Genomic DNA, 11,624 nt, shown 5'->3' with positions numbered 1-11,624 from the left:
CAGGTTACATCAAACTGGTTTGATGCAATAGCGCCTCCAGCAGGTCGGCGCGGGCCCGCATGCCCTCGTGCGAGACCCACTCGTGCCGGGCGTGGGCGCCGCCGCCGGGCGGGGCCAGGCCGTCGACGGTCGGGATGAGCAGCGCGCCGGTCGTGTTCGTGTCGGCCGCGCCGTCGGCCGGGTGACCGGCCAGCGTCTGACCGATACTGGCCGCGACCTGCGTGATCCGGGTCAGCAGCCGGTCGGTGGCCTCGTTCGGGCGCCAGGTCGGGCGGTGGGCCAGCAGGCTCGCGCGCACCACCGCCCGGTCGCGGATCGGGGTCAGCGCGTCGAGGGCGCCCAGCACGGCCTGCTCGTTGTCCGGGTCGAGGAAGCGCAGCCCCAGGTCGGCGTGGGCGTGGCCGGCCACGACGTTGGTGCGGCCGCCGCCGGTGATCGTGCCGGCGTTGAGCAGCACGGGCCGCCCGGCCACCACCTGCCGGAACGCGACGAGCTGGTCGACCAGCTCGTCGATGGCGTTGACGCCGGCCTCGGGGTCGAGCGCGGCGTGCGACTCGAGGCCGGTCACCTCGATGCGGGCCCGGGTGCTGCCCCGCCGCCCGGTCTTCAGGTCGCCGCCGGGGTGCGGGGGCTCCATTCCCAGTACGGCCGTCGCGCGCTTCGCCTCGGCCCGCACCAGCTCGCCGGCCGTGGGCGAGCCGATCTCCTCGTCGGCCACCACGATCACCCGTACCTCGGGATGGGGCCGCCCCGACGCGACGACCCGCTCGACCGCCGCGAACAGCGCGACCAGGCCGGCCTTGGTGTCGTAGACGCCCGGACCGCGGATCGTGTCACCGTCGACCGACCACGGCATGGTCTCGAGCGTCCCGACCGGCCACACCGTGTCGTAGTGGCTGAGCAGCAGCAACTCGCCGCCCCGGGTGTCGCGGGCGGGCAGCGTCCACAGCAGGTGGTCGCCCTCGCGAGCAGTGGCGAACCCGGCCCGGGCCGCGTCCGTCTCGAGCACCTCGGCCAGCGCGGCCAGCGCCCGGGCCTCCCCGGTCGGCGACTCGAGCAACGTGTAGGTGCGCAGCGCGTCCAGCATATGCGAACGCTAAGTTTCCGGCGGCACGTTGTCAACGCGCACAACACGGTGCACGATGACGGTCATACGTTTCGTATCTTCATCCCGGGAGGGCGCGATGGGCATCGTGGTGCGCGACCTGGCCGGGCTCGGCGAGTGGTCGGCGGCGTCGGCGCTGTACCGGCACGTGTTCGGGTACGACCAGCCCGAGTTCGGCATCAGCCCGCGGCTGCTGGCCGCGCTGGGCGAGAACTCGGGCTCGGTGCTGGGCGCGTTCGACCCGGGCGGGGCGATGGTCGGCTTCTGCTACGGGTTCAGCGCGGTCGACCACGGCGAGCTCTACCACTATTCGCAGGCCGCGGTCGTCGCCCCCGGCGCGCAGGGCACCGGCGTCGGCCGCCGCCTCAAGCAGGCGCAGGCCGCGACGGCCCGGGCCACGGGGGCGCGGACGATGCGGTGGACCTTCGACCCGTACGCATTGCGCAACGCCCACTTCAACTTCAGTGTGCTCGGGGCGACCGCGATCAGGTTCCTGCCCGACTACTACGGCGACGGCGCGTCGGACCGGCTGCTCGTCTCGTGGGACCTGGCCGGGCCGCACGCGGTGGAACACGAGTGCTCAACCGTGAGCGCACCGGCCGGCGAACGGACAGCCGCGCCCGAGGCCGCCGACCGTACGGTGCTCCGCCGTGAACTCATCGAGCAGTTCGCGACCGGCCGGCTCGTCCGGGTCGAGCGCCACGACAATCGCGCGGTCTACACGTTCGAAAGGTGCACACCGTGAGCACTTTGCCGTCGCCCGCTGATCGCTTCGAACGAAACGTGCAGCGCCGCTCGGCCCACGTGCTCAAGCATCGAGTGCTCGACCAGCAGCGCACAGCATTCGACAAGGCGCTCTCGTGGGCGGCCGAGCACGACGCGATCGAACAGGCCGCTGCTCGAATAGTGTCCGCCCGGCGGCGTTACCTGCTCGGTAACGGCAAATCCTTGGCGTACGCGTCCCTGCTCGCGGCCGACCTCAGTGCCGGGCTCTCAGGCGTGCACCTCGTCGACGGAGCCACCGTGCGCCCGCTCGACGTGCTCGGCGACATCCGTCAGGGTGACCTGCTCGTGGCGGTGGCCATGTCCCGCTACCGGCGCGAGACGGTGTCGGTGGCCGAGGCCTACGTCGCCCACGGCGGCGAGCTGGTGCTGATCACCGACGCCGAGGACGCGCCGCTGACCGACCGGGCGAGCACCCGGGTCGTCATCGGCACCGACACCGCCTCGTACGCCAGCTCGCCCACCTCGGTCGTGCTGGCCCTGCACCTGCTGGCCACGCTGACCATCGCCAGCTCCAAGGGCGCGGGCCGCCGCCTGCACGACCGCGACGCCCTCGCCGCCGAACTCGACCTCTACGTGGACCCGACATGACTCGCATCAGCACCGTCGAGCTGCGCCGCGTGCGGCTGCCGCTCGTGCACGAATTCCAGACCAGCTCGCACGCCAAGCGCTCGCTCGAGCACATCCTGCTCACTCTGACCGCGACCGACGGCACGGTGGGCTGGGGCGAGATCGCGTCGCCGAGCGGCCCGTTCTATTCGGCCGAGACGGTGGCCACGTGCTGGGCGATCGCCCGCGACCACCTGGCGCCGATCGTGCTGGCCGCGGAGTGGGAGCATCCGGCCGAGCTGGCCCGGGCGCTGGCCAAGGTGCGGGGCAACCAGTTCGCGCGGGCCGGGTTCGACATGGCCGCCTGGTCGCTGTGGACAGCCGCGCAGGGCGTCCCGCTGGCCCGGGCCCTGGGTGGTGTTCGGACCGAGGTCGAGGCCGGCGTCTCGCTCGGCATCGAATCGACTGTCGACCGCCTGCTGGCTCAGGTCGGGCCCCGGGTCGACGAGGGCTACCGCCGGATCAAGCTGAAGATCGCCCCGGGCTGGGACGTCGAGCCGGTCAAGGCCGTGCGGTCGGCCTATCCGTCGGTGCCGCTGCACGTCGACGCGAACGGGGCCTACACGCCGGCTGATCTCGCCGTGCTGAAAGAGCTCGACGGGCTCGGGCTGTTGATGATCGAGCAGCCGTACGCGCCGCGGGCCCTGTCCGATCTGGCCGACCTGCAACAGCAGCTGGCCACCCCGGTCTGCCTCGACGAGTCCGTCGAAGAGGTGGACGACCTGGTGACGGCCTTGCGGCTGGGCGCCGGGCGGATCCTCAACATCAAGGTGTCGCGGATGGGCGGGCTGACCGCGGCCGTGCGGGCGCACGACGTCGCGGCCGAGCACGGGGTGCCGGTGTGGTGCGGGGGCATGCACGAGTTCGGGATCGGGCGGGCCGCGAACGTGGCGTTGAGCGCGCTGCCCGGGTTCACGCTGCCGTCCGACGTGTCGGGCTCGGACAAGTACTACGCCCGCGACGTCACCACCGAGCCGATCGTCGCCACGGACGGGATGGTCGCGGTGTCCACGGCGTACGGGCTGGGCCGGGAACCTGATCTTGAATTTGTCGAAACCACCGCGGCGGACCGGTTGATCTTGCCTTAGCGCAGGTCAGGATGCATCATGCCGGGGCGTTGATCACCCGATCGAGCGCGGTGCGGCGTACCAAAAGTCGCTTTTGAGCAGTCGACGATGACGTCCGTGCGCAGACAGATGATCGTTCGCCTCCTCGCCGCCACCATGGTGGTCGGCACGGCCGTCGCCCCGGCGCCGGCTCTGGCCTCGACCGACGGCAACCACGTCTTCCAGTGGAACCCCGAACGCCCGGGCACCGTGGTCAGCAAGGCCGCGGCCACCCTGCCCGACGAATTGCGGCGCCTCGGCGACGCCGTCCGGATCACCTACGTCACGACCGACGTCCGCGGCCGGTCGATCACCGCGACCGGGCTGGTGATCACGCCCAAGGAGCGCCGGAAGAACAAGACCGTCGCCTGGGCCCACGGCACCGTCGGGCTGGCCGACCAGTGCGCCCCCTCGACCAACCAGCAGGCCTTCTATCCCGAGGCCCGCACCGCGGTGGGCGAACTGCTGCGGCGCGGCTGGACCGTGGCCGCCCCCGACTACCCGGGCATCGGCACCAGCGACCCGCATCCATACCTGATCGGCAACAGCGAGGGCCGGTCGATCATCGACAGCGTGCGGGCGGCCCGGCACCTCGACGACGATCTCACCCCGCAGTACGTGGTCGACGGCCACTCCCAGGGCGGGCAGGCCGCGCTCTTCGCCAACCAGCTCGCCGGCTCGTACGACAGGGAGCTGCAGCTGCGCGGCACGGTCAGCATCGCGCCGACCAGCGGCGTACGCACCCTGGCCGAGCTGATCCCGCAGTCCGAGGGCAAGGGCTACCTGGTGATGGCGCTGTTCGGCCTCAACGCGGTCGAGCCCTCGTTCAAGCCGGCCGACGTGCTGGCCGCCCCGGCCGAGCGCCGCCTCGGGGTGCTCAGGACCGGTTGCCTGTACGAGATCCTCGGCGCCTACGCCAACCTGATGCCCTCGCAGCTGCTGAACAACGGCACGCTGCCGGAACGGTGGGTGGACGAGCTCTACAAGTACGTGGAGCCCGCCCAGACCCGGACGACCGCCCCCGTGTTCATCGTCCAGGGCGCCGACGACGCCACCGTTCCGGCCGCGCTGACCGACGCGCTGGTCCAGCGGTTGCGCGACCAGAACGCCGTCGTCCGCTACGACACGCTGCCCGGCCAGGACCACGACACCGCGGTCACGGTCTCGGCCGAACGGGTCGCCAACTGGATCGCGCAGCGCTTCTGACCTGCGCTTTCTCACCAAGTCTCACCCTCGACCTCAAGCTGAACCTGAGGTCGAGGGTGAGACTTTTCTCAGGCCCCGGCCTCGCTCAGCCGCCGCAGCTGCTCCTCGCTGAGCTTGACGTCCAGGGCCGGCAGCGCCCCCTCGAACTGCTCGCGCGTGCGCGGCCCGATCAGCGGCAGCACCCGCGGCGACTCTTGCTGTAGCAAGAAGGCCAGCACGAGCTGGTTCGGCGTGACACCCGCTTCCCCGGCCACCTCGGCCAACGCCGCCAGCCGCGCGTCGGCGTCCGGCCCGGTGTAGTTCTCCATCAGCCAGTGCCCGTCCCGCTTGGCCGCGCTGTCGTACACGCCCTTGAGGATCGGCGAGTACGCGACCAGGGTCTGGTCCGGGTGCGCGCGCAGATAGTCGAGCTGCTCGAAGTTCACGATGGAGGCCGAGTCGGCCGACGCCCCCGGCCGCAGGTACGAGTGCTGCTGCTGCACCGCCACCGGCAGCGTCCAGCCGTTGCGCTCGCACAGCTGCCGGATCCGCTCGAGCCGCCAGGTGCGCACGTTCGACCACCCGAGATAGCGCACCTTGCCCGCCGTCACGAAACCGTGCAACGCCTCCAGCGTCTCCTCGAGCGGCGTGTTCAGATCATCGACGTGTACGTAGTAGAGGTCCACGTGGTCGGTGCCGAGGCGCCGCAGGCTGCCGTCGAGGGCGTGGCGCAACGTGTCGGCGCCGGCCCCCTCGAAGGTGCGGCGGGCCAGCTCCCAGTTCGGCTGCCCCTGGTCGTCCCACAACTCCGGCGAGAAGACCGGCACCGCGCTGCCCTTGGTGGCCAGGAACACCTGGTCCCGCCGGTTGCCGTCGCGCATCCAGCGGCCCAGCAGCTCCTCGCTCTGCCCGCCCAGGGTGCCCGGGTGGCTCCACCACTCGTAGCAGTTGGCGGTGTCGATGAAGGAGCCGCCGATCTCGAGGTAGCGGTTGAGGATGTGCACGGAGTCGCGCTCGTCGGTGTCGCCGCCCATGCGCATGGCGCCCAGCGCCAGCGCGCTGACCTGCTGACCGGTCCGGCCCAGTTCGATCGTCTGCATGCCGACGACGCTAGGACTTCGAGCGCACTCGAAGTCAACCGCCGATCGGCCGCCGCAAATCGGTGACGTCCGGCTGCCGCGTGTAACCCGCCGACGCGTACGTCGCTACGCCCCCGACGTTGCCGGCCGGAGTGCACACCGTCGCGCTGGACGACCCCATCTCGCGCAACGCGGCCGCCGCGGCCACGGTGATGGCCCGTCCGTGCCCGCGTCCCCGGTGATCCCGGTGCACGCCCATCGGCTCGAGCAAACCCGGCCGCCCCTCGCCCGCCGACCACACGGTCACGGCCGCCACCGCGGCGCCCGTGTCGTCGTACCCAATAAGGCATCGGGCCCGCTGATAGGCCGGCGCGGCGGCCATCGCGTGCCACCGCTCTTCGCTGAACGTCGAGTTGTCGAACGCGGCCCGCTGCACCTCGACCCGGTCCCGCACGTTGTGCGCGCCGCCGACCTCGATCCGGAGCCCACAGTCCGCCACCGGCTCGGCCAGGTCGCGCACGAGCGGGGCCCACGGCTCATCGGCCACCCAGCCCCGCCGAGCCAGCAGAGCACGGAAGGCGGCACCGGCCCGGGCCTCGACGACCTCGACGCCCTCCAGATCGGCCAGCATCCGCGCGGCGAGCTCGATGTCGTCGTCCGCCTCGGGCGCGATGCCCAGCCGGACCAACCCGTCATCGTCCAGGCCGACGGCGACCACCCGCCCGTCCCGCGTCCACACCCGGACCGCCTCGGCCAGCGCCGGTCCGCCGAACCGCCACTTCCACCCGAGGTCACCCACGTGCACCTGCACCGGCCCACCGGTTCGCGGCCATTGCGACATCGCCTCAACAAGCTCACCGAGAGATTCCGGCGTCGCCCGCAGCATTGTGATCGACATACGGTGAACCAACCACGTCCTGGCGACAACACAATCGAATTTCGGCAGCGCGTAGGGTCGGGCGGTGAATTCCACCGACCTGGACGGTCTGCGCACGGGCGATCTCGAGACCCGCGAAGAGCACCTCTACCGCCTGCTCGACCGGGCCCGCGCGAGCGCCGACGAGTCGGCGCTCGCCGCGCTGCACACGCTCGTCCGGGACTACCGCAACTTCCACCGGTCGCTGTACTCGCGCGCGATGAACCAGGCGGACGTGTTCGCCGACCCCGCGCTGCAGGAGCCGCTGCTCGCCGCGCTGGCCGACACCCGGTACAACTGCCAGGCCTGGGCGGCCATGGGCTGCGCCGCCATGAACATCCGCGCCGCCGTCCCCCAGTTGCAAGAGCTGGTCGATCACCCGCAGTGGATCGTGCGCGACGAATCCGTCAAAGCGCTCGGCCAACTCGGCGACGCCTCGGTCGTGCCCACCCTGAGCCCCTTGCTGGCCGACGAGACCGACTGGTTGCGCCAGCGCGCCGCCGACGCCCTGGCCCGGATCGGCGGCCCCGAGGCCCTGGAGGCGCTCTGGCACGAGTTCGAACAGCGGCGCTTCCCCCGGATCGGCTACCTCGCGAGCACGCTCGCCCTGTTCACCCCCGAGGTCCTCCCCCGCCTGCTGGCCGCCACCGGAAGCCCCGACCCGAACCAGCGCTACTGGGCCGCGGTCGCCCTCGGCTCCACCGGCGACCCCCAGGTGGCACCCACCCTGGAACACCTGATGGCCACCGACCGCGGCTCCACCGTCTTCGACGGCGAGGTCCGCGCCGCGGCGAAGAAGGCCCTGCGCACCCTGCGCCGCATCCGAACCGCCATCGCCGAACGCGAGACCACCGACGCCGCAGCCCGGCCCTGACGGGTCAACCGACCCGGAACGACACGCACTGCACGAAGTTCTGGCACGCCGAGTAGCTGCTCGCCGGGTACCAGATGTCGTAGTGGGTCGCGTTGCCACCCTCGTCCCGGTCGAAGTAGCGCGTGAGTTCGTCGTTGGTCGCGATCACGTCGACCGAGAAGGCGAGCCCGTTGACGGCCTTGTCGGCCACGATGATGTGCCGCCGGCTGGAATTCGGATAGGTGTGCACGCGGAACGACCCGACCCACGTGTTGCCCCGGCACAGTTCGCCGCCGTAGACGCCGGCCGGCAGCACGACCCGGCTCGGACACGACGCGGCCGAGGCCGGTGCCGCCCCACCCACGACGACCCCACCCCCGACGAGACCCAGTACGACCAGGGCCCGCGCGATCTTCCCGCTGACTTTCGCTGTTGTGAGCATGCCAGCAGTCTCAGCGACCCCCGTTGTGGAATTGTTGTGGCCGCCGTCAGGAGGTCGCGCGACCGCAAACAGGTCAGCCGGGCCCGGACACACCCGTGCCGCTGGTCGCAGCACTTGCTCAGCGGGTGGTGGTGACGGCGAGCCGGACGCCGAGTCCGATGAGAACCACACCCATGGCCCGGTCGATCGCCCGCCGCACGGCGGCCCGCGAGAGCAGCCGCCGGAAGGACGCGAAGAGCACCGCGACGGCGACGAACCAGGCCAGGCTGAGGACGACGGCGGTGGCCGACAGGGTGATCGTGTCGAGGACGCCGGGCTGGGCCGGCAGGAACTGCGGCAGCAGCGCCACGAAGAAGACAGCCGCCTTGGGGTTGAGCAGGTTGGTCAGCAATCCGTCGCGGAAGGCGACCCAAAGCCCGCGACCGGCCGGCTGTTCCGCTTCCCCCTCGGACGCCGAGCCGCCGCTGCGCCAGGCGCGCACCCCAAGGAAGATCAGATAGGCCGCGCCCACCACTTTGACGCCCGTCAGCACGCCCGGCGCCCAGGCGATCAGCGCCGCGATCCCGGTGGCCGCAGCCGCGGCCCAGACGAGAACTCCCGCCGCGATACCGGTCGCGGCCGCGATGCCCCGCGCCCGCCCCGAGACGATCGCGTGCCGGACGACGACGGCGAAGTCGGGACCGGGCGACATCGCCCCGAGTGCGACCACTCCCGCGAACACCAGCACCTGCGTCCCCGTTGCCATGGCGACGATCCTAAGCCGGTCGGCCGTTGAGCAGGGCGGCCAGGTGCAGCAGGGGGCCGAGGTCGCCGACCGGGTGGGCCGGATGCAGGCGGCCCTCGGTCCAGGTCATCAGTTCGGGGCCGGACACGCTCCACGGCACCGGCACGTGACGGGCCAGGTGGGCCGCGATCAGCGCCGGCGTGCACCACGGGCCCACCACGCCCTCGATGCGGAACGCCTTGTCGAAGCCGGGATCGCCAGTGGTGTTCGTGCGGCGTGACAGCCGGCCGCGGGTCGTGACGGTGGCCGGCGCCCACGGGTGGTTGAGGATGGCCACGCTCACCACCCAGTGCCGCGTGTGCGGGGTGGTCGTCGCCGTGCCGTCGGCACCCGTGGTCACCTGGACGTCGGTGACCTCGTACTCGCCCACCAGCACGGGGCGGCCGCCGACGTGGCCCGACAACAGCATGCGTACGCCCTCGGGGTTGCCCCCGGGCAGGCGGCGGCCCCAGTCCACGGCCGGGCGCTCGACCACCTGCCACCCCGCGTGCACGGCCCAGGCGACGATGCGCCCGGCGCGGCGGCGGCGCTGCCGGGCGGCCAGCAGGGCCGCGATGACCACCAGGCCCAGCGACGCCACACAGAAGAAAGCGAGCACGCCGGCCATCGGGTCCAGCGAGATCACCGGCCCCGGCGGACGAAGCCGGCCAGCACCACGCCGAGCAACGCGTCGAACAGGGCCAGCAGCCCGCCGAAGCCCGGCGTCAGCTCGCCCACGGCCACCAGCACCGCGCCCGCGATGAACACGCCGGCCAGGCGCAACCAGGCCAGGGCCGTGCCCAGCCCGGTGCGGCCCAGCAGCAGGGCCACCATCACCAGGACGCCGGCCGCGCCCGTGGCGCCCAGCAGCACCAGGCCGCTGATGCCGCCGTCCTCGTGCAGCGTGGACCAGGCCTGGCCGCCGATGTAGGCCAGGCCGGCCTCGCACAGCAGCAGCACCGCCAGCAGCGCTTTGATCACGGCGGGCCTCAGCTGACGGTGGCCGGCGGCCAGGCGCCGTCGTGGTAGCCGACGTTGTCGTTCAGTTTCTGGCGCAACGTGCTGTTGGCCGCTTCCGCGGTCGACCTCAGGTTGAGCCCACCCGCGAAGAACGCGGCCGCGGCCGCACCGGCGGCGCCGGCCGCGATGAACGGGGCGGCGGGCAGGCCGACGATCGTGGCCGAGGACGAGGCCGCGCCGACGATGCCGATGACCAGCGCGCCCAGCGCGACGACGAGGGCGCCGAAGAACAGGTTGATGGCCTTGACCATCTCGCCGAGCATCGTCGTGATGCCGTCGGTGAAGACCGTCTTGACCTTTTCCAGGGCGGCCTTCTGCAACGGGAGCATCTGCCGGTAGGCCTCGGCGGCGTCACCGTCCCAGTTGGTGTCGACCTCGAGCAGGCCGGCCTCGGCGGTCTGGACCCGGCCGCTGACCGGGCCGCCTATTCGATCGCTCCAGGCGTTGGCGGTGGCGGTGAGCGTGCTGGGCGAGCCCAGGTGCGTGACGAACTGCCGCACGTCGGACCAGACCTTGCTCATGAAATCGCAGAAGCTCTTCCAGCCGCTGCGCACCTTGTCCTGCAGGTAGCCGGGGAGGAAGCCGATCTTCGAGTTGATCGAGTTCTGGAGGTCGTTCGTCTTCTGCTCGACCTTGTCCAGCAAAGACATGATCTTGCCGATGAGGTCGTCCTCCTGCGCGGTCGAGCTAGTCACGGACGTCCCACACCCCTCCGAGCCGCGCCGCGGCCTCCTCGTCGTCGCGTTCGTAGGCCGTCGCGACCTGGTCGAGCGTGCGGGCCAGCTCGGCATGGGTCCGCGCGCCCTGGGCCAGCAGCGCCGCGACCTTGGCCTGGATCTCGGCGTACGTGTCGAGCAGCCCGGTCGGCCGGCTCGCCCACGACAGGTCGCCCTCGGTCAGCGTGAGCGCGCCCGCCTCGCCGGCCGCGTGGCTCAGCACCCCGGACGTCTCGTCCCAGGTCGCCGCGTCGACGCGCAGCGCCTGGATCGCCGCCTTGAGCGTCATCGTTCCCCCGTTCAGTCGATGAGCCGCAGCCGCCGGGCCAGGGCCACCGGGTCTTGCGCCAGAACCTGGGTCTCACCGAGACGGCTGTCGGCCACAATCTCCCGTACGCCGTGCCGCCCGGCCTCTTCGTAGGCCGCGCGGAACGCCGCGGCGGTCTGCCGCGCGATGTTGATCTCGTGCGCCTGGAGCAACCACTGGCGGTCGTAACCGACGGCCGTGACGTCACCGCCCCCGGTCACCGTGACCTGGACCTTCCGGTCGGGGCTGCGCCCCGTCCACGTCGCCGCGAGCGCCCCGGTCAGCGCGGCCGACGCCTCGTCGAGCCCCTGGTCGATCGACTCGACGAGGGCGAGCAGTTCGCGCAGCGCGGCCTGACTGTCCTCGGCCGACATCGGGCCGCTGCCGGTCACCGCGTCCTGCAGGCGGCGGGTGAACTCGTCGCGGTCGAACCCGGCCGCCGGGGCGGGCCCCGGGTCGGCGTACGCGTCGCCCCAGGCCTCGAACCGGCGCTCGCCGGCCGACCGGACCGCCTCGATCACGGCCTCGTCGAGGGCGAGCGACCCGATGAGCCGCCGCCACCCGGACCCGACCGCGACCCCGCTGACCCGGCCCTCGTCGTCGAGCGTGACAGTGACCGCGCCGGTGCGGTCGGACGCGGTGGCGCCGGACGCGCGCTGCTCGGCGGCACGGGCCCGGCCGGCGAAGGCGGCGCCCTCTTCGGCCAGCTCGTGCAGGTGGTCAAGTCGATCGTCCGACAT

Annotated in this window: 15 protein-coding genes; 5 read left to right on the top strand and 10 right to left on the bottom strand. The window is 72.0% G+C overall.

Annotated features, from left to right (window positions below; translation table 11 throughout):
- Nucleotides 1-4 precede the first annotated feature (4 nt).
- A complete protein-coding gene (locus M1L60_RS26860; RefSeq protein ID WP_253240305.1) occupies nt 5-1,087 on the bottom strand; it encodes a M20/M25/M40 family metallo-hydrolase in 1,083 nt (360 codons plus the stop codon).
- 55 nt (nt 1,088-1,142) lie between these two features.
- On the opposite strand from M1L60_RS26860, the gene M1L60_RS26855 reads away from it, so the two are divergent.
- The 4 genes from M1L60_RS26855 (at nt 1,143) to M1L60_RS26840 (ending at nt 4,809) form a co-directional block, all read left to right on the top strand.
- The gene (locus M1L60_RS26855; RefSeq protein ID WP_253240304.1) at nt 1,143-1,850 is read left to right on the top strand and encodes a GNAT family N-acetyltransferase; all 708 of its coding nucleotides are present in this window, start codon (nt 1,143-1,145) and stop codon (nt 1,848-1,850) included.
- Nucleotides 1,847-2,479: a MurR/RpiR family transcriptional regulator gene (locus M1L60_RS26850; protein WP_253240303.1), complete on the top strand. Its 633-nt coding sequence runs from the start codon at nt 1,847-1,849 to the stop codon at nt 2,477-2,479. The genes M1L60_RS26855 and M1L60_RS26850 overlap by 4 nt, the downstream gene beginning before the upstream one ends.
- Complete coding sequence (gene menC / locus M1L60_RS26845; RefSeq protein ID WP_253240302.1) at nt 2,476-3,585, top strand: o-succinylbenzoate synthase; 1,110 nt, start codon at nt 2,476-2,478, stop codon at nt 3,583-3,585. The genes M1L60_RS26850 and menC overlap by 4 nt, the downstream gene beginning before the upstream one ends.
- Before the next feature lie 87 nt (nt 3,586-3,672).
- Nucleotides 3,673-4,809 (top strand): alpha/beta hydrolase family protein, encoded by a 1,137-nt coding sequence (locus tag M1L60_RS26840; protein ID WP_253240301.1) that lies wholly within the window; start codon nt 3,673-3,675, stop codon nt 4,807-4,809.
- A 68-nt stretch (nt 4,810-4,877) separates the two neighbouring features.
- Here M1L60_RS26840 and M1L60_RS26835 read toward each other — a convergent pair whose 3' ends face one another.
- Together M1L60_RS26835 and M1L60_RS26830 are read right to left on the bottom strand one after the other, a co-directional pair.
- On the bottom strand, nt 4,878-5,888 hold the full coding sequence (locus tag M1L60_RS26835; protein WP_253240300.1) for an aldo/keto reductase: 1,011 nt from the start codon (nt 5,886-5,888) through the stop codon (nt 4,878-4,880).
- 34 nt (nt 5,889-5,922) lie between these two features.
- Nucleotides 5,923-6,765: a GNAT family N-acetyltransferase gene (locus M1L60_RS26830; RefSeq protein WP_253240299.1), complete on the bottom strand. Its 843-nt coding sequence runs from the start codon at nt 6,763-6,765 to the stop codon at nt 5,923-5,925.
- 64 nt (nt 6,766-6,829) lie between these two features.
- Between M1L60_RS26830 and M1L60_RS26825 the strand changes: the two genes are divergently transcribed.
- Nucleotides 6,830-7,657, top strand: coding sequence for a HEAT repeat domain-containing protein (locus M1L60_RS26825; RefSeq protein ID WP_253240298.1), 828 nt, complete (start codon nt 6,830-6,832; stop codon nt 7,655-7,657).
- Between the two features lie 4 nt (nt 7,658-7,661).
- Here the strand turns inward: M1L60_RS26825 and M1L60_RS26820 are convergent, their stop codons facing one another.
- The 7 genes from M1L60_RS26820 to M1L60_RS26790 form a co-directional block, all read right to left on the bottom strand.
- Nucleotides 7,662-8,078 (bottom strand): hypothetical protein, encoded by a 417-nt coding sequence (locus M1L60_RS26820; protein ID WP_253240297.1) that lies wholly within the window; start codon nt 8,076-8,078, stop codon nt 7,662-7,664.
- A gap of 118 nt (nt 8,079-8,196) precedes the next feature.
- Nucleotides 8,197-8,823 (bottom strand): LysE family translocator, encoded by a 627-nt coding sequence (locus M1L60_RS26815; RefSeq protein WP_253240296.1) that lies wholly within the window; start codon nt 8,821-8,823, stop codon nt 8,197-8,199.
- Between the two features lie 10 nt (nt 8,824-8,833).
- Nucleotides 8,834-9,487, bottom strand: coding sequence for a hypothetical protein (locus tag M1L60_RS26810; RefSeq protein WP_253240295.1), 654 nt, complete (start codon nt 9,485-9,487; stop codon nt 8,834-8,836).
- Complete coding sequence (locus M1L60_RS26805) at nt 9,484-9,822, bottom strand: hypothetical protein (protein WP_253240294.1); 339 nt, start codon at nt 9,820-9,822, stop codon at nt 9,484-9,486. Before M1L60_RS26805 ends, M1L60_RS26810 begins: the two co-directional genes overlap by 4 nt.
- Before the next feature lie 8 nt (nt 9,823-9,830).
- Nucleotides 9,831-10,556 carry a hypothetical protein gene (locus M1L60_RS26800; protein WP_253240293.1) on the bottom strand — a complete coding sequence of 242 codons (726 nt, stop codon included), beginning with the start codon at nt 10,554-10,556 and terminating at the stop codon, nt 9,831-9,833.
- Nucleotides 10,549-10,866: a type VII secretion target gene (locus M1L60_RS26795; protein ID WP_253240292.1), complete on the bottom strand. Its 318-nt coding sequence runs from the start codon at nt 10,864-10,866 to the stop codon at nt 10,549-10,551. Before M1L60_RS26795 ends, M1L60_RS26800 begins: the two co-directional genes overlap by 8 nt.
- Nucleotides 10,867-10,877: 11 nt before the next feature.
- Complete coding sequence (locus M1L60_RS26790; protein WP_253240291.1) at nt 10,878-11,624, bottom strand: hypothetical protein; 747 nt, start codon at nt 11,622-11,624, stop codon at nt 10,878-10,880.

Source organism: Paractinoplanes aksuensis (assembly GCF_024137025.1).
In the GTDB taxonomy this organism is placed as follows: domain Bacteria; phylum Actinomycetota; class Actinomycetes; order Mycobacteriales; family Micromonosporaceae; genus Actinoplanes; species Actinoplanes aksuensis.
The sequence above is the reverse complement of the archived record's forward strand: the minus strand, read 5'-3'. Positions and strand labels throughout refer to the sequence as shown.